Here is a 20,824-nt window from a genome sequence, read left to right as displayed (position 1 = left end):
GGAAAATAGTGCAGATAATATCGAGATATTGACCAACTATTTGACGATGTTTGGCAAAATTTAGCTGTTTTTAGCCCATTTAGAGGACACTCGTTTGAATTGAGGACACGCCCTAGATAACATCTAATACGGTGCGACTAACGATACAGAATAAATGTAAAAATGCCTTATTCTATAAATTATTATAAGACATAAACCACTCCTGTATTTGTCATCTTGACATATATTTAAAGATAAATATACGAGCGCAGACAACAAATAAAAAAGAAGGTAAGGCTAAATACTTGCTTAGAATATATTTGCTAGTATTGGATTACAGCAAGTCTTTATATTCTGGATGTTTATTAATGTATGACGATACAAATGAACATTGTGGCACCACTTTCTTATCATTCTCACGTGCATAATTGAGTGCGTGTTTGACCAATGTTGATCCGACACCGCGTCCGCCTAAAGCTTGCGGTACGATAGTGTGATCATAGACCAGTTTGCCATTTTTCTCTTGATAGCTGATATAACCAATATGACCGTCGATAGCGGTCTCAAATCGTTTGGCTTCTATGTCGTGGCTAATTTTCATAGGTTGTTCAGCAGTTTGGTTACTCATAGCTACTCTCCATTATTATTAAGTGTCATTATTATCAGTTATCGTTTATTTCTATATTTCTACTTCTTATTATGCGTATTTTGTCATTTAATCTATAGTTCTTTACCGTAATAGTAGATAGGGTAAATGTTAAGAGCCATTAGAATGACTGGTTATGTCTATGTTGGTCATGTCTTACAAGTAAAACAATGCTTGGCGCATGACAGGCGGAAGGTATTTCCCTAACCCACGGATGACCGGAGCATCGTCTTGTTTTTCTTTGGCAGCATGAGTCGATTCAGTAGCTTGCGACTGTAAATATACCTGCCATTCCTCGGCGCTCGGTTTGCTAAAGTGACGTATGCGACCGATGACCTGACGAAGCTGGCGACCAAAACGCCCAGTGTTGTAGGGTAGGTCATATTTGCGACATATGTCCTGTACTTGCGGTGATATGCGAGCGTAGTGGTTGGCTGGCATATCAGGAAAGATATGATGCTCAATCTGATGTGATAAATTGCCGGTCAAAATATGGAATAACTTGCTACCTTGGATATTACTAGAGCCGAGAATTTGCCGTATATACCAGTCACCCTTGCTTTCATTGGTATCAAGCTCAGTATAAATATGTGCTTGCTCCGTAAAGTGCCCACAAAATATCACTGCCCAGGTCCATAAATTACGCGCTATGTTGGCAGTGATATTACCGCTCAGTGTGGTCATCGCGCTACGTCGACCTAATGCTAACCCTGCTATAGCGGGAAACGCGATATGGTCTTTGCCGACCTGTCTGGCAATTTTGGCAAATAATCCACGAGATTTGGGCCGCATGATCTCTGTGAGCTGCGGCGAATCAGCATATTCATCAACACTAATTTGAATATCATGAAAAGCGACCGCCCATTCAAATCCTAGAGCCAATACCATGGTACTGAACAGATTATAGCGGTCGCTTGGTGTCCAAGGCTGCTCGTCAGTCACGCGAATTAAGTGATAGCCGACGTCATGGTCACGGCCAACGATATTTGTAAACGTGTGATGCAAGTAATTGTGCGAATGCTGCCATAGCGGTGCAGGACAGACGATGTCCCAATCAAATTTTTGACTGTTGAGATAGGGATGTTGCATCCAGTCATATTGCCCATGCATGACATTATGCCCAAGCTCCATATTATTCAAGATTTTACTGAAGCTCAGTAAAGAAGTACCTAGTAGCCAAGTAGCGACCAGACTTCGTTTCGATGGCATGCGCCCAGCCGCTGCGAGTAAACCACGAGAGATAATTTCGCTATAGACCACGGTGGCATGTACACGTTGAATATAACGCGCATCATCGCTACCCAATGAGTTCATGACACTTTGATATAGCGCGTTCAATTCATCGGCTAGCGCATCGCTTTGGTCTTTTGGTAATTGTGCACCCGTTAAAGTTGGATATCGCTTTTGTTTCGACTGCATATTCGTGTCTGTTGAAAATGCAGATACGGCAGATTGAGCAGTGAACATAGGCGGTAATAAACGCATGGAAACTCCTTAACTAAAGCTATTAATATCAAATGTTATAGGGCTAGTTTCATCAGGTGTCTACGTACTATTGGACTATCTGACTCATGTTTTTTAATGATCTTAGATATCTAATACTACGTCCGTCATGGCAATATTGATACAGGTTTGAATCGATTCATAGCCATCGCTACTTATTTTTCCTGTCTCAATATTTTTGACCACGCCGCTGGCTTTGTTACACCGACACAGCTGACAGATACCTTGCCTACACCCATAACTGAGAGTTATACCTGCTTGCTCGGCACCGATGAGTAACGTGGTATTGGTATTAAATTGTCGCTGTCGACCGCGCAAATAGACCGTTTGCGTTGCTATATCATCTTTCTCGTTGTCTGTATTATGACTATTGCCATTGATAGCAAGCTCATGTGACAGACTGCCAAAACGCTCGAATATAAGATTGTCGTGCAACGAGCGTTTGTCTTTCAGTGAGTCCATATCTAATGATGTAATTGCTTGAACAGCATCATATAGTCCGGCTAATAATGCCTGCGATCCACAAACAAATATCTGCGTATCTACTAATGGCAAATTAAGTGCCAACAAGCTTTCCGCGCTTAGATGTCGCGTACTTGCCAAATAACTATCAGGGTCTTCTGTATTGATAAAGTGATAAGTAAAGTTTGGATAACTGTCTTTTAATTGCTGCCAGTGCTTCAAAAAAGGCGTCTCTGCCAGTGGCATGCGACTGTAATACAACAATGTGACCGTATGGCCTTGCGATAAGGCTTGTGTGATAAGACCTAGCATTGGAGTAATGCCGCTGCCTCCTGCTATAAACAGTAGCGATGAGGGTGCAAGAAGTAAGCGGTTAGCACTTTGTGCATCAAGCTTTGCCTGTGCTAAGGTGAAGTCGCCGCTGGGCAAACTACTATCGAATATGGTGCCCAGTGGTGCTTGCTGTGTTAGATAGTTGGAGACCAATCCTTGAGGTTTGATGGCAATGGTAATGATATTCGACTGTAACTGTTTATTTTCACTACTCTCACTATTGTCGATGTCCGATTGCAAAGATAAGGATTGGTTGGGCAACCCTACCAACGAGTAATGGCGCTGATGGTAAATGGCATCAATAACGGCCGTTAAATTGATGTGTTGACCACCATGCCAACCGCCGTCTGAATCAAGTGCTTGCCGTTTAAAAGCATGATTGCCTTCGAACTGGACCGCAACCAAGTCATCATTAAGAGCATGCCGTGCAATCAACCGTAATTTAGGACGGGTCAACGACCAAAACGGATGCAAACGTGACCCAATGAAGTCAACAAACGCACGTTGGATAATTTCAGGGCGATAGCCAGTGGCCATAAACTCATTACCTTTTTTAATGCTTTTTAGAGATGAATATCATATGTTTTATAATCAGGTCTAATGACTTAGGTTTAATGATTTAGATTTAGAGATGTCGTACTGAGTGTATCTCAAATTAAATGACGTTACCTTGTTAAGGTAAACTAATATTCTAAAGGCTATTCATTAAGTTTTCGGAAGGTTTGATGCTATTTTTTGTGGTCTTTATAAAGCAGTAATGAGTCAAAATGTTAAACGAGGTGTTTTGATAATAGATTTCTTTGCCGCTTTTAGGCATAAAGCATCATGTCAAATGCCAAAAGCGGCAAAACAACCGCTAAAACAATCTGTTGGCTTGCAGGGTATGCGCCACAATGCGATAATGGCTTATAATTTGTAACCCTGATTTTGAGGTGCGGCACACTTGGCATCATTGCCAAGTATGATTTGCTTGCCTCTTCTATGCAGTCTATCGGAGTGTTAATGGCTCAATATATCTACACGATGAACAACGTGTCAAAACTTGTTCCACCTAAGCGTGAAATTCTAAAAAATATTAACCTATCTTTTTTCCCAGGTGCCAAAATTGGTGTGTTGGGTATCAATGGTTCAGGTAAATCGACCTTGCTACGTATCATGGCGGGCGTTGACACTGAGTTCAGTGGTGAAGCACGTGCACAAGCTGGTACCAAAGTCGGTTATTTGCCGCAGGAACCACAGCTTGATGATAGCAAAGACGTACGCGGTAACGTTGAAGACGGTATGCGTGAAGCGTTAGATGCGCTGGCTCGTCTAGATGCGATCTATGCTGAATACGCAGAACCTGATGCTGATTTTGATAAGCTTGCTGAAGAGCAAGGCAAGATGGAAGACATCATCCAGTCGTGGGATGCGCACAACTTAAACAATCAGCTAGAAAAAGCGGCTGATGCGCTACGTCTGCCACCATGGGATGCGGATGTTAGTAAGTTGTCTGGTGGTGAAAAACGCCGTGTGGCACTATGCCGTCTACTATTGTCACGTCCTGATATGCTATTACTTGACGAACCGACCAACCATTTGGACGCCGAGTCTGTTGCATGGTTAGAGCAGTTCTTGCAGAACTACAGCGGTACCATCGTTGCTATTACCCATGATCGCTATTTCTTGGATAATGTCGCCCAGTGGATCTTAGAGCTTGACCGTGGCCATGGCTATCCGTATGAAGGTAACTATACCGAGTGGCTAGAGCAAAAGAACACGCGTCTAGAGCAGCAGAACAAGCAAGAAGAATCGTTTGCTAAAGCATTGAAAAAAGAGCTTGAGTGGATTCGTAAAAATCAAAAAGGCCAACAAGCCAAGTCTAAATCTCGTGTACAGCGTTTTGAAGAGTTGAACTCAACAGAGTTCCAACAACGCAATGAGACGGCTGAGATTTATATTCCACCTGGTCCACGTTTGGGTAACAAGGTTATTGAGATCAACGATATCTCTAAATCATTTGGCGATCGTTTGCTTTATGAAAACCTAAGCTTTAACGTGCCAGCTGGTGCGATCGTTGGTATCATCGGTCCAAATGGTGCGGGTAAAACCACGCTATTTAACATGATTACCGAGCGCGATACGCCAGATACTGGAACTGTTGATTTGGGCGAAAGTGTTAAAGTTGCCTATGTCGGTCAGGTACGTGATCACTTAGATGATAGCAAAACCGTTTGGGAAGAAGTATCTGACGGTCTTGATATTATCACTGTTGGTGAATACACCACGCCAAGTCGTGCTTATATTGGTCGCTTTAACTTTAAAGGTTCAGACCAGCAAAAACGCGTTGGTCAGCTATCAGGTGGTGAGCGTAACCGCTTGCAACTGGCGAAGACGCTAAAGCAAGGCGCGAACGTATTGCTACTCGATGAACCATCAAACGATTTGGATATCGAAACCTTACGTGCGCTAGAGGATGCGATTCAAGTATTCCCAGGTACGGTAATGGTTGTATCGCATGATCGCTGGTTCCTTGATCGTATTGCTACTCATATCTTGGCATTCGAAGAAGAAGGTCCAGTTTGGTTCGACGGTAACTACTCTGAGTTTGAGACTTATCGCAAAAAGACAATGGGTGATGATGCCAGTCCTAAGCGTGCGAAATATAAGAAGATTACGAACTAGAGTGAATTCAATAAAAAACCATAGATAGTCCATTATGGTTGCACAAAAAAGGCATAACTTAGGTTATGCCTTTTTTATTGTTTAAGAGATAAGTTATGGAAAAAACACTCGAAATACTAAGATTGTTGTCTATATTTGCAACGATAGTGTTACCTATTGTGATGGTCTATAAACATCAGTTTTCAAAAAAATCTCGTCTGGCTTCTTGGCAAATGTTTTTTATTGGCATAGTTGTGGTTTGGTTGTTGGTTCAAATAGGTGTTTATTTTACCGATGCTTATCTACAAGCCAAGCTTGATGTTTTTGATTTAGATGGCAATGGTTTTTTTACGTCGGATGAAAGAAGTGAGGCACAGCATCAGGCTATGATGAGAGTGACGTCAGACACAGGTAGGGCATTTGCTCCTATTACTGGTGCTATATTTGCCTTTGGCTACATGTCGATACTTATCATATTTTTTAAGCTGGTAGGTTTTTTCACAAAAAAAGAGCCGAGCTCAAAAGCCTGACTCTTTTATGATAATCGCTAAACCCATTTACAATGCTTAACTGTTGCAGTTACAGCAAAAAAGAAGTGGCAAACAAAAAAGGGACTGAATGCAGTCCCTTACTATTATTAAAACTTCTATTTGATGAATGAGCTTTATCTTGTCATCAAAACCTAACGCTTCCGCCCAAATTTACGCTGCTTCTTATTACTAATCTCAGTAATAGCATGGTTGATTTCATTTTCGTCTAAAGTAGCGACTTGCTGCAAGATTTGCATCATGTCAGGTGTTAGGACGTACTTAGCATGATGGGCAATGTCATTGATACGGTGATCAAATGTCAGTACGCCAGTCTCTTCATCCTTTTGTAAATAATCAAGACGTGTCAAAGCACCAATGAAACTGGTGAATAAAGCACGGTCAAAGAAGTCAGGAATGTCGTCTGCATATAGCACAGATAATCGCTGACCCAGCAGATGACACAAATCAACGACTTCGTTTTCGGTCAAGTTACCTGAGCCTTGCTGAGCGAGTAGAGCGAGTGTCATAAAGTAACGCTCAAGACTCTGTCCAACTGGAGTTGCTAGCACTTGTAGCTGCTGATAGGACTTGCTATTTGACTCAGGAACGCTAAGTATGCCGTCGCCCAATTCAACGATTAGTCCATGAGAGAGTAGGCTGTCCACCTTTTTATTAAGTGTATCTGCTAAGCCGTGTGCTGGATAATATAAGAATAGCTCACTTTGCAGAAACGGATACAGCTGCTCGGCAATACTATCTAGACGACTGCGTTTGATACGGCCATTGCGTGCAACTAGCGCTGACAAAAATGACAGCAGAATGAAGACATGCAAGATATTATTGCGGAAATAGCTGAGCAATGCAGCTTGCTTGCCGACAACCTGAATGATATCGCCTAGGATATGCGGGGTACGCTCAATCAGCTTGAGTTTAATACCGTAATCAATGATTTGCTGCGGGGTCATGTCTGTGATGACGGTGTCATCTGAATAAGCAAGCTGCTTAGCCAAACCTTGATAAAGCTCGATTTGCTCTCGGCAGCTGTTTTCATCTAGTGCCGCTTTGGGTGCTGACAATAAGACAAGTGATAACAGTGATACAGGTGTGACCACGGCAGCTTTATTGATATGCTGCATAATTTTCACGCCGATATTATCGACCATTGCACTGGCTTTCTCATCGAGCGGGGTATCGGTACGGTCGGACGGTAAGCTGTCTGCAGACACATCAAACTTTGTCATAAACTCAGTGAGATGTAGTGGCGTACCAAAGCTTAAGTGTACGTTACCGAAGATACGCTCAATTTTGCGACCTACCTTGAGCAGACCAAGCAAAGATTCAGATTCTTTTGGCTTGCCTTTCAGCTCACCAACATACGTACCACCTTCCATAATACGTTCGTAGCCGATGTAAGTAGGAATGAACACGACAGGTTTATTGGTTTTGCGCAACTGACTGTGTACTGTCATTGCAAGCATACCCATCTTAGGCGGTAGCAGACGACCTGAGCGTGAGCGACCACCTTCGATAAAGTATTCGATAGGGGTATTGCGCGTGATTAACGTGTGCATGTATTCGCGTAATACAGAGGTGTATAGGGCATTACCACGGAAACTACGACGGATAAAGAACGCCACGGCACCGCGTAACATAGGTCCTAATACTGGCACATCAAGGTTATCACCCGCAGCCACATAAGGAATACTCAAACCGCGTTTGTAAATAACATAGGACAGTAATAGGTAGTCAACGTGGCTACGATGGCACGGCACATAGATGATTTCGTAATCAGTTGCTAGCTCTCGTACTCGTTCAAAATGGTGTACTTCTACGCCATCATACAACTGCGTCCACAACCACGTTAAGAAGCGGTCGAATACTCGAATAATAGGATAAGAATAGTCGTTTACCATCTCGTTGGCATAGCCTTTTGCTAAGCTTCGTGCCTCGCGGGTAGTCGTGCCTTTTTCTGCAGCTTCCGCTTCTATTGCATGCTTGATAGCGGGCGAGTACACCAGTTTGTCTACCAAATTGCGTCTGTCTGACAAATCAGGGCCGAGCATGCTGGCACGTTGCTTGTCTAAATAAATAGAGAGCTGTTGCTGTAACATACGTACCAGTTGGCGATTGCTATCGGTAGTCGCTACCAACGCGTAACTTGGTGCGTCGTCAGTATCTTCCTTTATAGAAGCATCTTTGACAGAGCTGTCTTGTAGGTCGGTGGCTAGCGAATCAAAAATAGAAGGCCCTTCTACATCGCCTTTGAGGCTATTATCGATAAGGGTGCGCAAATCTTGTGGTGGATGAAACTGTACAAAGGTATCGCGTCCCATGACCCCAATATTAAATAACTGCTTAGTAATGCTTGGGTCTTCCCAGTTGTCAGTAGTCAACAGCTTAAACAGTGAATCTTCTTTTTCTGGCGCACGTCCCCATAGGATAGAGACAGGGACCAAACGCACTTTTAGCTCTGGATATTGCAGTACAGCCGATACCAAGCGCGACAGGCGCGGTGATAACTGACTGTCTTTGGCACCTGGATGATTTAAAAAGATGATAGCCGCATTTTCTTTAATATTATGATCGGCATCGTGTACCCCAACCAATGCTGGCGGTAAATTATGCTCTTGCGTCTGCAGATCAATCAAAATACTGTTGGAGCGGGAATAGTCTTGTAGAACATAAAATCTTAATGTCTGATCGTCAGCATCAAAATCAGGCAACTCACCTAACAGTTTAGGTTTGACAGCAACGTCGAGCATGTGACCCGATAGCTTGCGATATAGCTGATTAATCGGAGCACCCGAATAGGACTTGGCAGCGGTTGGATTGACGTCAGTATTAGAGCCACTGTCAGTAGTGACGGGCGCTTTAAAAATCCGTTTTTTTAGGAACTTATTCTTTAAGAAACTGGGTATCATAGTGGATATCAAAAGTAGTTAAATATATTGCGCTTATGATGCCATAAAAGCCATCAAAGCGATATATAGTGTCTGTATATACTACTAATATTCGTACAGGCTGTTTACTATCTTGTGAGCTAGCTGCATATGAAATACGCTTAATTATTTGAAAAATAAGGTCTTTAGCATAATAATATTGTGGTATAAAATACGATAAATACTATTTTTTCTACTCAATAACTTCACTTAATGATATGAAAGTATTATGACTCCAGCAATCAATCTTGCCAAAAAATGTGGTCTTGACTACCAATTGCATGAATATACTCACGACAGTAATGCGGCCTCTTTTGGCTTAGAAGCTGCTGAAAAACTCGGTGTGGACGTAGCACAAGTTTTCAAAACTTTGGTAGTAGCGACCGAAGTGGGTACGCTCGCTGTTGCTATTTTGCCAGTAGACAAGACTTTAAACTTTAAAAAAATGGCCAAAGCTTTATCCTCTAATAAAATACTGCCCTGCAAAAAAGTACAAATGGCAGATCCCAAGCAAGTAGAGCGTAGTACAGGCTATGTACTGGGCGGTGTCAGCCCACTAGGACAAAAGAAACGCTTAGCGACTATCATAGATATCTCGGCTGAAGCGCATACAACGATGTATGTGAGTGGCGGTCGCCGTGGTTTAGAAATTGAGCTGCCACCTCTGCAATTGGCTGCGACTTTGACGGCACTGTTTAGTAACATTACTGATGATTAAAAAACATTGTCGCTGATATCAAATAAGTTTATCCTTTTGAATGTTCAACAGACCTCAACCATTTAAGTCCTACCTTTACCCATACTCTATAAGGATATATTCATGCCACATTTAACCCTGCAAGTGACCCCTAATGTCAGTGTTCCTCACGAAGAATCATTGCTTAAATCTTTGAATAAAGCGCTATGGGATACTGGACATTTTGGTAAACCAACGGATATCAAAGCTCGCATCGTACCTCTTGAGACTTTTTTGGTGGGAGTTGAGGATGATGAACAAACAAATGGCATGGTTTATGCGAATCTGAAAATGATGGCTGGTCGTGATATTGCGACTCGCAATCAACTTGCTGAGCTATTGATGACAACGATAGAAGAGCAGCTAAGCGCAGAGCAGTCAGGGCGAGCAGCATTGCAAGTGTGTGTGGAAGTGGAAGAGCTTAGTGCGGTATATCACAAAAAAATGCTAGGTAGCTAGAAATTGGCTATTGGTTGGTTTTTTTAGTTCGAGGATGCTGACTTTCGTTAGCCAAAAAAAAGCGCCTAGATATAGGCGCTTTTCTATAAATGATCTATTAACTTTGTAATCTTAGTCTTAATTTTAATCTAGGAAAGCAAAGCTTTCGATTGGCATTGCCATCATGCTTTCGCTTGGTGCAACCATACCTTCGGCATGACCTGAGGTACGTGGTAACAGCTTATCAAAGTAGAATTCTGCCGTTTGGATTTTGGCTTTGTAGAACTCTGGGGCTTCTACGCCGCCGTTTTTGAGTTTGTCATGAGCCACTGCTGCCATACGTGCCCAATGGTAACCCATCATTACATAGCCTGAGTACATTAAGAAATCGTCCGATGCTGCAGAGATAATTTCACGATCTTTACGTGCCATTAGCATCAAGCGTACGGTCAAAGTATTCCACTCAGCACATAGCTTGGTGAGTGCCCAAACAAATTTGCGCATATCTTTGTCTAGTGCATATTCACCACACCATTTCATGATGCTTGAAGTATAGTCGCGAATAATTTTACCTTTTGACTGCAAAATCACTTTACGGCCTAATAAATCTAACGCCTGAATACCGGTTGTGCCTTCATACATGGTGGCAATACGGGCATCACGAGCAATCAGCTCCATACCCCATTCTTTAATATAGCCGTGACCACCGTAAATTTGCTGACCATGTTTGGCCGCTTCAATACCAAGCTCGGTCAAAAAGCCTTTTAGAATTGGCGTGTAGAAGCCAAGCTTGTCATCCCATTTCTCAAACTCTTCGTCATCACCATTAATGATGCCTTGCGCCATCTTGTCCGCATAGCGTGCTGAATGATAAATCATTGAGCGGCCGCCTTCGGCAAAGGCTTTTTGAGTCAATAGCATGCGGCGTACATCTGCATGATTGATGATGGCATCAGCCACTTTTTCAGGCTCTTTAGTGCCTGATAACGCACGCATAGAACGGCGATCTATCGCATAAGGTAGGGCGTTTTGGAATGACAGTTCAGTATGTGCTAAACCTTGGATACCAGTACCGATACGTGCCGTGTTCATAAAGGTGAACATGGCTTTCAGGCCTTTGTTCGGCTCACCAATCAGGTAACCGACCGCATCATCAAAGTTTAGGACACACGTTGCTGATGAGTTGATACCCATTTTGTGTTCAATAGAACCACAAGTGACGCCATTACGCTCGCCAATCTCGCCTTCTGCATTTGGCAAGAATTTTGGTACGATAAATAGTGAGATACCGCGAGTACCTTCTGGTGCATTTGGTAGGCGCGCTAGTACGATATGTACAATGTTTTCTGTTAAATCATGCTCACCGCTTGAAATGAAGATTTTGGTGCCGCCAAGCTTATAAGTGCCGTCTTCTTGCGGAATAGCTTTAGACTTAACCTGACCCAAATCGGTACCGCATTGCGGCTCAGTCAAGCACATGGTGCCCGCCCAAGAACCTTCGATTAGTTTATGCAAGTAGGTCTCTTTTTGCTCATCAGTACCGTACTGCAATATGGTATTGATACAACCTGTTGATAGACCAGGGTACATTGCCCATGGCCAGTTAGCCGTACCAATCATTTCAGCTTTAATTAGGTTTAACGAGGTTGGTAAGTTCATACCGCCGTATTCTTCTGGGTAAGAAATACCTTGCCAACCGCCTTCTACAAACTGGTCATAGGCATCTTTAAAACCTTTAGGCGTAGTCACCACACCATTATCAAAATGACAGCCTTCTGCATCAGCTGGTTGATAAAGAGGGGCAAGCACGTTTTCGGCAAAGTCAGCCATGCCTTGCAAAATCATATCGATTGTTTCAGGGTCAGCATTTTCGCCATTGTCCAAATCTTTGTAATGCGTTTGAAAGTCAAAAACATCATTTATCAAAAACTTGATATCACGTAAAGGCGCTTTGTAAGTTAACATAGTTGCTCTCTTTAATTTGTTGATGTCGATTTATAGGTGAGATATGCGTTAAATATAAGTGTGTTTAGAAATGGGTTGGTTAAGGCGGTTTCTTCGATGCTTTTATTAGCCGATATGTTCTATTTGATAACGTGCAGTGGTGTATAATTTTTCTTATTATAAATCTTTCTTGGCAACAAATACATATTGTATAAATAATATTCATGAGTATTCTGTTAATTAATAAAAATTATTTATAATTAATAGTTTTTTGCTATGAATTAATCGTCATGTATCTGCTGAAAACTTAGATTCCTTATACTTCTAGGTAAGCTTAGCTTTTTATAAAAGTCATTCATAGAATATCATCACATACTTATTAACCGCCATTGTGTTAATAACGTTACGTTATTTCGTAAGGACAGGGTTTCATGGTTGTATCCAAACCAATGTTGTCGCTCAAGCGACGGGTTGCTACCCTCAAAACTTTTATTATAAATCTGATCAGTAATGAGCTTACGCATTTAACAGCAGTAAACAGAAGCTTTCGACCGTGGCATATTCCATTATTTTCTGCGCTAACTATTAGCTTTCCTGTCTTTGTGGGTGCTTATTTTGAGGTGCTATCGGCAGGCATTATCAGCTCGTTAGGGGCGATGGTTGTTTTGAACTTGCCCCTAGTTGGTAAGCTGCCATATCGCTTGGTCACTGTGATGGCTTGGGGATTCAGTATGTCGCTATGCTTTGCACTTGGAGTGATAACGCAGCAGATTCCTATTTTAAGATTGCCTATATTTACTTTGATGGCATTTGGTATCATTATTTTCGGCCGCTATTATCAACAGCCGCCACCGGGAGGGCTGTTTATTATGATGGCAGGTGCAGTAGCATTATTTATGCCTATTCCGCTTGCTCAACTGCCACATACCGTTGGCCTTATCATGCTTGGTAGTGCATTTGCAGTGCTGATGTCATTGCCATACTCTTTGTTTTTATTGCTGACACGTGAGTGTAAACCTGCGCCTATCTACACCTATCAGGCTGATACTATTAGTGAAAGTGTGATTGTGGCAGGGTTTGTGAGTTTGTCACTAATCGTTGCAATGACCTTAAATATATCTAATCCTTATTGGGCGGCAGTTAGCTGTTTTATTATCATTCAAGGGATACATCTGCGTACAATATGGATTAAGCAGGTACATCGTTTGCTTGGGACATTGGTGGGTGCAGGGCTAGCCAGTTGGATGCTGTCTTGGAGCCTCCCGATATGGGGAGTCGCTATTGCAGTATTGGTTATGATTTTATGTATTGAATCCTTGGTTGACCGTCATTATGGTTTAGCCGTGATATTTATCACACCACTGACCATATTTATTGCAGAATATGGTAGCGGCTTACCGCATACGTATCAACAAGTAACCTACGTACGTCTGGTTGATACCGCCATTGGCTGTATGGTGGCTCTGGCTGGCGGCGTGGTGATGCATTCTACCAATTTACGTGTGCCATTACGGCGTATGGAAAACTGGCTACTGGCACGTTTTGGATAAGAGCTAGATAATAACTGGATAAGAGAAAGGCGTATAAATTCAATTTATACGCCTTTTTTACTGGTAGATCCTGTGTCTTTTATCTTAACGACCGCTTAAGGTGTTTGTGGCTTGCGTCACATCAACGGTATGACCCGTCCAACGCTCAAAGCTTAAGGCGGCTTGCCCAATCAACATGCCGTAACCTTCGGATGTTTGCGCGTCACGTGCCGCAAAATGCTGTAAGAATGGTAGCTTACGACCGTACATCATGTCGTAAGCGTAGTGGCAGTTTAAGTCATTATCCAGTGGCAAGGTATCGCCTGACAGACCGATAGAAGTGGCATTAATAATGATATCAAATTGTCCGGTCAATTCACTGGTCGCACAAGTTTCGATACTGTGTTTACCGATAGTTTCACTCGCGGTACTCAGCTCATCTACTAAATCGGTCGCCTTGCTCAGTGTGCGATTGGCAATGGTTAGCGCCCCAGTACCTGCTTGAATCAATGGCAATACCACGCCTCGCGCCGCTCCGCCTGCACCAATGATTGCCACACGCGCACCTTTTAATGGCCAGCCTAAGCTTGTGATATGATTGACCAGACCTTGACCATCAGTATTGTCACCATAGAGTGCATCAGCGATTGGTGTACCACTCTCTAATAGTGCTTTATTCAGCAGTAGCGTATTGACTGCGCCTGCGACTTTGGCATGCTCAGATAGACCACCACGCGCCACGCAGCAGTCATAAGCGATCTGCTTAAAGGGAACCGTTACGTTTGCACCGACGCCGCCACCATGAAAAAACGCTTCGACCACTGCGGTAAAACTGGCAGCATCGTCAGGGCAGTACTGGCGCTGATAGCTGATATTAATAGCTGCTTGCTCTGCAAATAGCGCATGGATTTCAGGGGATTTACTGTGGGCAATAGGATTGCCAATAACGATAAAATGCTGAGTCATATATGGTCCGCGAACTACAAAAGGCAAAAAAGCGTTAATAAAAAAGTCGTTGAAGCGCTATTATCATAAGGGATAACGTGATGTTTGACAAACCAATGCTTTCGTGAATAAATGCTTGAATAGATAGCATTTTTTTAAGCGTTAGGTATTTAACAAATATGTACTCTCTAGGAGTGTTATCCGTAACGTAAAGGGTGGTCAAGTATCAAGCAGTTGGGTAAACTATATGACACGCCATATATAGTCATTCCACTATACAAGTATGACAGCGTTAACCTCGCTTGAAGTATCACATATACATCTACACTCGGTTGCCTTGTACTACTTTTAAATTGAATCGACTATAGTGGTTATTACATTATAAAAATTGACTTTGAAAAAGTGAAGTCATAAAAAAACATTATTCATTAGCAGCGGCATATTTGCTTGCGCGCTAATATTCTTTTGAGATCAATCTGAAAGTGTGAGTAAATTGCCCATGTGGAATAATAGCCTACAGACCTTTTTGGCCAGTACGATAATGGCAGTTGGTGTGTCGTTGAGTGGCTGTAATAGCAATACAGATGATGACCAAAGCGTCGATGCAGGAGCCAGTGAGCAAGTAGTCGCTGAGACTACTTCAGCAGATGATAGCGCTGCAACGAATACTGAGGTAGAAGCTGGAAAGGCCCAGCAAGGCACACAAGTAAAGTATGACGTCTCGGCATGGGGCAACGAAAGCGTAAACTCAATCAACGTCGGTGACTTGGAAGGTATCCAGTCGACTTTCGGTAAAGTTTTGAGCACTGATGAAAACAGCTTGGACTATGCCAGTAATCCGGCGGCTAAGTATCGTTTTATGGATACGGAAGCGCCTTATTTAGACATCATTGATTCTGAAAAGTATCTTGAGCTTGGTTGGTATTTTGCGAATCCTACCGACTCTGATGAAGAAAAAGAGCTGAGTCAAAATCATGCCAAAAAGGCCTATCAGCTCGCACGCAAGTTGATGGGTGATGAGGGCGGTAATCTCGTAGCTGATATGCTCAATGTACAAATCATCAAAAACAAAACCATTGGTGGTCAGAAAGTAGAACTGGCAAAATGTGAGTTCTATAGTTGTATGTTGGTCATCAATAAAGCAGATGCTCAAACAGACAATAGCTAAATAGGGCAAGTGTCGATGCCACATTCAATAGCCAATGTCATACCACCAAGTGGCTGGATATGTCTAGATTCATCAGGCAATACGATAGAGCCATCAAACGCCACCATATCGTTAGACAATCGTGGACTGGCCTATGGTGATGGCTTCTTTACCACTATGGGTGTCATCGATGGTCAGATATTGTGGCTAGATTATCATCATCAGCGCCTTGTCTCTCATAGTAAGGCATTGCATATTGAGCTAGACAGCCATTCACTACTGGCTACATTACAAACGTATGCCAAGCAATTACAGCAAGGCATGCTCAAGCTGATTGTCACGCGCAGCACTCAAGATATCCGTGGTTATGGCTATATGCCAAGCGCGTCTGGGAGTGCCTGTGACATTTGGCTGAAGTCTTCTGCGATGACTGTTGCGACCGCTGAGCCACTATGTCTACCTGATGGTCGCTCAATTCCTATTCAGCCTAGTAGTGCTGCTATTTGCTTATCTTCGCAGCTTTCGTGCTTACCACTGCCGCTTGCGGGACTCAAAAGCCTCAATCGTCTTGATAACGTGCTGGCGAGTGGTGAACTACAAGGTATCAAAGCTCAAATATCAAAATCCAATACGGAACAGAGCATCGGCGAGGGTCTGTTACGTGATATGAGTGGGCAGTGGGTTGAAGGTACGATGAGCAACGTGTTTTATCAATTGTCAGAATCACCATACGCAGCATCAGAAAAACTATCTACGCTTCCACCTCATCGAGGTAATGCAAATTATCTGATCACTGGTCAATGGTACACGCCCTCTATGACCCAATCGGGTGTCGCTGGCGTTATGCGGCAAGTGATTATCGATGCTTTATCAAGTACGGAATATCCAATCGTGATAAGGCCGCTACAAGATGAAGATTTACCGCAATTAACGCAGGTTTTCTTTTGCAATGCATTACGTGGCATCATGCCAATGAGCCGTTTGACGTTGCTGTCAGGTATGGTTGTGGGGTTTGAATAACTGTCACATATCAGCCAAATAAAACAATCTACTCTCTCCCAAAAATATTAAATTTAGTATCGATAAAATCATCGGGATATAAAACGATGTCTTCGTTTCGATATATTTCTCGCGCTTTTAGTAGGGCAGTTTCACTATTTTCTGCAACCACTTCTACAAGAGCACTCATCGTCTCGACAATCTCTATTTGAAATTTTTGTGCTGCTTTCTCATCTTTTTTCATCGTATTCACTTTCATTTCTCACAAATAACTTCAGTCATCAATGCCAACTAGATTAGCAAAAGTACTCAAAAGAAGTGATCGTCTTTTGTTACGTGGACTTGTGTCTTAAAGCAAATCGATCAATGATCCTATTTTTAAAAAAGGATAAAATCGCATGCGCTCAGTCTATGAAGAAACTAGAATTCCACTACAAATTCGTCGCTTGATGGTTTTTGATGAAATTTGCAAACTGGCTAAAAGTAAGCCTGATGAAATTGTGCATTTATCACCTTATACCCAATTATCATTTGGTGTGATGTATTTACTAGACTTTAAAAGATTTGTCGCCTTCGGTGGTATGTTCGAGTATGCGTACACGCGAGAGGAGGTTATTGAGCAGCGTATTTCTGTCATTCCTAATGATGAGCTAGTGATGTGTTCACTGACAGTCAACTTAAAAGCTTTTAACAAGCCTGCTCGCAATGCAGTTGGGCTTTTATTGCAGTGGAATGATTATGTGAAAAATAGAATGCATGCTTACGTTGATTATCGTGAAGAGCATTTTTTCAAAATTAATGACGAGATTGATTGGAATTACCCAGCGCATAAGTTTCATCAGCGCCTTGTTGCCACTGCAAGATTACCGCTATGGGATGATAGAGATGAGCTAATTGCCGATGTATACCGTGATAGAAAAGGAAAGCCGAGACCTGAGCGCTACAATGAGAAGCGATTAGTATAACTTTCGATAGTGGCCACGGCTCACAAACTCAATAATGCCTTTATCTCGTAATACTTGTAATTGTTGGCGAATTTTATCTAAAATATGGTTGTTTTCGGGGTGTTTAAGTTTTAATTCGTCAGCAAAAGCATAAACTTGCTTTAGCGAAAAGTGAGTATCGAGTCTATCGATACACTGCCAGATATCGAGTGTCCAACCACGAGAAGCGGTAGACTGTTTTCGTAAAAACAAGGTTTTTTGAAATTGTTGGCTGACATCTTCGCGTGGTATGACTTGCTGATTTTTGACCAAAAATACTTTGCCTGATTCTGGTACTTGGCGCAAGTCAATGTTGCATCCGACCCAACCTGCACGTTTAGCAGTCGCTGATAACGGCTTACGTTTGATAATAATATTTGGCTTAAAGAAATGCTTAGGAATAACTAAAAAGTTATTGACGGTATATTCTTTTGAATACGTCAGGAAGAAAAAATTGGGATTATCCTCACTGTTGATGCGTTCAATCATCGTCTTATAAGCACCATCATTGATGATATGACTTAATTTAGATTTTTTACTTTTTAGCTCATATTGCTCACTACAATGTGCACAATAAAAATCAGCCACAGGTTTGCCGTTCGTAAATTCTGATAATGGTTGAGCATTACAGTTAGGGTAGTAGCTATTGGTTGCGACCCAGTTCTCACTTAATACTCGAATTATTTGACTAGGTGATTTATAGTTTTTGGCAAGACTTTGATTAAAATGTAGGTTCATAAGATATTTTCATTATTGATAGATAAGCTGAGAATACTGAAAAAAGCGCCTGAGTATTAAGCCATATAAATGAGCATCAATAGCAAGATAATTCATAAGCTAAGCAAATACCATTGAAAATCGCACGGTTCAGTGCTAAATTCTAGCAAACATCTGCCTCGCGAGTTGCCATGAGCACACCTACACCTGAAACGCCTCCTGAACGTCCTAATAATGAGCCATCTAATAAAAAAGATAGCAGCGTTGAGGAGCGTGTCGATACCACACTACCAGACTCGCAGTCGGTAGTGGATAAGGTGGAGGATAAGCCCGCGACCAACGTTTCACTTATCAGCGGGGAGAGTAAACCGCGTAAGTATAGAGTGGACAATCAATCGTTCTTTATGCAGCGTGGTTATCAGGTGTTGCTCGTACTTGGACTGATTGCTGCGTTTTTCTTAGTGATGGTCTATCAGACATTGTTTGGACGTATCGAGCAGCCAGCGAAGAAGGTCACGATTGAGCAGGGTCAGACTTACTATGGTCTATTGCCGCAGTGGCAACAGCAGATTCCGCTGTTTTCTGCCAGCGTGGCCAAGCTCTATATCAAGTCGCAAGTCGATGCACCATTGCATTCGGGCATTTACCAGTTACCAGAAAATCCCACGATTGCTGAAGCGTTGCAAGTACTAGCACAAGGTGCAAAAGCAGCGATGGTAAAAGTACAAATCATCGAGGGTAAAACCTCTAAAGACCTATATCAGACACTACGTGATAATGATGGTATCAAAAAGGAAGTACTGATCGCTGATAGCGACAATGCCAGTATCGCCAAAGCGTTGGATTTAGATGGCATCTTGCCAGCGTCGGTTATCAATGACAGTGATCCTATCGTCAATCACAATCTCGAAGGGTGGTTTGCCCCTGATACTTATTATTATGGTGAGGATACCACTGATAAGCAGGTATTGACAGATTTGTACAAGCGTCAGCAGCAAGCGTTGACCGAAGCATGGGAAGGTCGTGCGCCCAACTTGCCTTATAGCACGCCTTATGAGGCGTTGGTGATGGCGTCTATTATTGAAAAAGAAACCAGTGTGGCAGAAGAGCGTCCGTTGGTGTCGGCAGTATTTAGAAACCGTCTGAACCAAGGCATGCGCATGCAAACTGATCCGACCATTATCTATGGTATGGGCAGCCGCTATGATGGCAATATCCGTCGCAAAGACATCAATGAAAAAACGTCTTATAATACGTATCAAATCGATGGCTTACCACCAACGCCAATCGCACTACCATCAGCTGCTTCTATCGAAGCGACTCTGCATCCTGCAGACAGCGAAGCATTATATTTTGTAGCGACTGGTACCGGTGGACACAAATTCACCAATAGTTTGGCTGCACACAATCAAGCGGTAAAAGACTATCTAAAAGTCATGCGCGAAAAGAAAGCACAAGCAGCATCACAGTAAATTAGTCCGTCTCTTTCTTAAAACCTATCATTTATTGAGCGTTATGCAATTATCCACATAACGTTCATCAATGACATAAGGTCATATCATGTCAGCACCTATGCAAGACCATTTATCTCAAAAAACTTCGCCCAAAGAAACCCATGACACCATGCCTAATCAAGGACGCTTTATCAGTTTTGAAGGTACCGAAGGTGTGGGGAAAACCACCGCGATTGAACAGTTATGCTTACGACTAGAGGACAGTGGCATCGACTATCTGCGTACCCGAGAGCCAGGTGGCAGTCCATTTGCAGAGCGTTTGCGAGAGATACTATTAGATCCTACGACTGATATTAACGATGATACCGAGCTGTTGCTACTATTTGCCGCGCGCTGTGATCATCTACAGCAAGTGATTATACCTGCGCTACAACGTGGCACATGGGTGATATGTGACCGTTTTACTGATTCAACCATTGCGTATCAAGGCTTTGGTCGTGCACATGGGGATGAGGCAGTACGAGCCAAGATTGATGCGCTCATCGAGCAGTTTGTGCCACAGCTGCCTGAGCTAACATTGTGGTTGGACTTACCAGTATTAGAGGGTATGGCACGCGCTAACAAGCGCAGCGCTGCAGATCGTTTTGAGCAGCAAGCGACCGAGTTTTTTACGTGGGTACATAAAGGTTTTGGTGCGCTTGCCATCCAATATCCTGAGCGCATCCAGCGTATTGATGCGTCAGGCACTGCCGATGAAGTAGGTGCGCGAATATGGATGACGGTACAAGATAAGTTAGATATTAAATAGCTGTTTTCATAGTGAAATTCTGATCTGCTAGATTTTGATTATTTATTATAATAGATATTTTTGTCAAAATCACCGCCATAAAAAGCCCC

General features: G+C 42.6%; 18 protein-coding genes. 10 read left to right on the top strand and 8 right to left on the bottom strand.

The window, feature by feature from the left end; genetic code table 11:
• Window positions 1-313: 313 nt before the first annotated feature.
• The 3 genes from JMW61_RS03455 to JMW61_RS03445 form a co-directional block, all read right to left on the bottom strand.
• Window positions 314-607, bottom strand: coding sequence for a GNAT family N-acetyltransferase (locus tag JMW61_RS03455; RefSeq protein ID WP_201549620.1), 294 nt, complete (start codon window positions 605-607; stop codon window positions 314-316).
• Between the two features lie 174 nt (window positions 608-781).
• Window positions 782-2,110: a fatty acid desaturase family protein gene (locus tag JMW61_RS03450; protein ID WP_201549618.1), complete on the bottom strand. Its 1,329-nt coding sequence runs from the start codon at window positions 2,108-2,110 to the stop codon at window positions 782-784.
• Between the two features lie 102 nt (window positions 2,111-2,212).
• The gene (locus tag JMW61_RS03445; protein WP_201549616.1) at window positions 2,213-3,460 is read right to left on the bottom strand and encodes a flavin reductase family protein; all 1,248 of its coding nucleotides are present in this window, start codon (window positions 3,458-3,460) and stop codon (window positions 2,213-2,215) included.
• Window positions 3,461-3,925: 465 nt separating this feature from the next.
• Between JMW61_RS03445 and ettA the strand changes: the two genes are divergently transcribed.
• Window positions 3,926-5,587: an energy-dependent translational throttle protein EttA gene (gene ettA, locus JMW61_RS03440; protein WP_110921994.1), complete on the top strand. Its 1,662-nt coding sequence runs from the start codon at window positions 3,926-3,928 to the stop codon at window positions 5,585-5,587.
• Between the two features lie 95 nt (window positions 5,588-5,682).
• Entirely contained in the window at window positions 5,683-6,096 is a 414-nt protein-coding gene (locus tag JMW61_RS03435) for a hypothetical protein (RefSeq protein ID WP_201549614.1), read from the top strand.
• 152 nt (window positions 6,097-6,248) lie between these two features.
• Here JMW61_RS03435 and plsB read toward each other — a convergent pair whose 3' ends face one another.
• Entirely contained in the window at window positions 6,249-9,017 is a 2,769-nt protein-coding gene (gene plsB, locus JMW61_RS03430) for a glycerol-3-phosphate 1-O-acyltransferase PlsB (RefSeq protein ID WP_201549612.1), read from the bottom strand.
• A 247-nt stretch (window positions 9,018-9,264) separates the two neighbouring features.
• Between plsB and ybaK the strand changes: the two genes are divergently transcribed.
• Together ybaK and JMW61_RS03420 are read left to right on the top strand one after the other, a co-directional pair.
• On the top strand, window positions 9,265-9,753 hold the full coding sequence (ybaK, locus tag JMW61_RS03425) for a Cys-tRNA(Pro) deacylase (RefSeq protein ID WP_201549603.1): 489 nt from the start codon (window positions 9,265-9,267) through the stop codon (window positions 9,751-9,753).
• Window positions 9,754-9,855: 102 nt separating this feature from the next.
• Window positions 9,856-10,230, top strand: a complete 375-nt coding sequence (locus JMW61_RS03420) for a 5-carboxymethyl-2-hydroxymuconate Delta-isomerase (protein ID WP_201549594.1) — start codon at window positions 9,856-9,858, stop codon at window positions 10,228-10,230.
• Window positions 10,231-10,353: 123 nt separating this feature from the next.
• Here JMW61_RS03420 and JMW61_RS03415 read toward each other — a convergent pair whose 3' ends face one another.
• Window positions 10,354-12,174 (bottom strand): acyl-CoA dehydrogenase C-terminal domain-containing protein, encoded by a 1,821-nt coding sequence (locus JMW61_RS03415; protein ID WP_201549592.1) that lies wholly within the window; start codon window positions 12,172-12,174, stop codon window positions 10,354-10,356.
• Window positions 12,175-12,584: 410 nt separating this feature from the next.
• Here JMW61_RS03415 and JMW61_RS03410 point away from each other — a divergent pair, with 410 nt between their 5' ends.
• Window positions 12,585-13,703 (top strand): FUSC family protein, encoded by a 1,119-nt coding sequence (locus JMW61_RS03410; protein ID WP_201549590.1) that lies wholly within the window; start codon window positions 12,585-12,587, stop codon window positions 13,701-13,703.
• Between the two features lie 84 nt (window positions 13,704-13,787).
• On the opposite strand, the gene aroE is transcribed toward JMW61_RS03410, so the two are convergent.
• On the bottom strand, window positions 13,788-14,648 hold the full coding sequence (gene aroE, locus JMW61_RS03405) for a shikimate dehydrogenase (RefSeq protein WP_201549588.1): 861 nt from the start codon (window positions 14,646-14,648) through the stop codon (window positions 13,788-13,790).
• A 478-nt stretch (window positions 14,649-15,126) separates the two neighbouring features.
• Between aroE and JMW61_RS03400 the strand changes: the two genes are divergently transcribed.
• Window positions 15,127-15,795 (top strand): hypothetical protein, encoded by a 669-nt coding sequence (locus tag JMW61_RS03400; RefSeq protein WP_201549586.1) that lies wholly within the window; start codon window positions 15,127-15,129, stop codon window positions 15,793-15,795.
• Window positions 15,796-15,810: 15 nt separating this feature from the next.
• Window positions 15,811-16,794, top strand: coding sequence for an aminotransferase class IV (locus JMW61_RS03395; RefSeq protein ID WP_201549584.1), 984 nt, complete (start codon window positions 15,811-15,813; stop codon window positions 16,792-16,794).
• A gap of 28 nt (window positions 16,795-16,822) precedes the next feature.
• Here the strand turns inward: JMW61_RS03395 and JMW61_RS03390 are convergent, their stop codons facing one another.
• Window positions 16,823-17,017 carry a DpnD/PcfM family protein gene (locus tag JMW61_RS03390; RefSeq protein ID WP_201549575.1) on the bottom strand — a complete coding sequence of 65 codons (195 nt, stop codon included), beginning with the start codon at window positions 17,015-17,017 and terminating at the stop codon, window positions 16,823-16,825.
• Window positions 17,018-17,171: 154 nt separating this feature from the next.
• Here JMW61_RS03390 and JMW61_RS03385 point away from each other — a divergent pair, with 154 nt between their 5' ends.
• Window positions 17,172-17,738 carry a hypothetical protein gene (locus tag JMW61_RS03385; protein WP_110921983.1) on the top strand — a complete coding sequence of 189 codons (567 nt, stop codon included), beginning with the start codon at window positions 17,172-17,174 and terminating at the stop codon, window positions 17,736-17,738.
• On the opposite strand, the gene JMW61_RS03380 is transcribed toward JMW61_RS03385, so the two are convergent.
• Window positions 17,730-18,494, bottom strand: a complete 765-nt coding sequence (locus JMW61_RS03380; RefSeq protein WP_201549573.1) for a DpnI domain-containing protein — start codon at window positions 18,492-18,494, stop codon at window positions 17,730-17,732. The two genes, JMW61_RS03385 and JMW61_RS03380, sit on opposite strands and share 9 nt — an antisense overlap.
• 170 nt (window positions 18,495-18,664) lie before the next feature.
• Here JMW61_RS03380 and mltG point away from each other — a divergent pair, with 170 nt between their 5' ends.
• Window positions 18,665-19,945 (top strand): endolytic transglycosylase MltG, encoded by a 1,281-nt coding sequence (mltG, locus tag JMW61_RS03375; RefSeq protein ID WP_201549571.1) that lies wholly within the window; start codon window positions 18,665-18,667, stop codon window positions 19,943-19,945.
• Between the two features lie 151 nt (window positions 19,946-20,096).
• A complete protein-coding gene (tmk, locus tag JMW61_RS03370; RefSeq protein WP_227687408.1) occupies window positions 20,097-20,735 on the top strand; it encodes a dTMP kinase in 639 nt (212 codons plus the stop codon).
• Window positions 20,736-20,824 lie beyond the last annotated feature (89 nt).

Origin of the sequence: Psychrobacter fjordensis (assembly GCF_904845995.1) — a bacterium.
Lineage (GTDB): Bacteria > Pseudomonadota > Gammaproteobacteria > Pseudomonadales > Moraxellaceae > Psychrobacter > Psychrobacter fjordensis.
The sequence above is the reverse complement of the archived record's forward strand: the minus strand, read 5'-3'. Positions and strand labels throughout refer to the sequence as shown.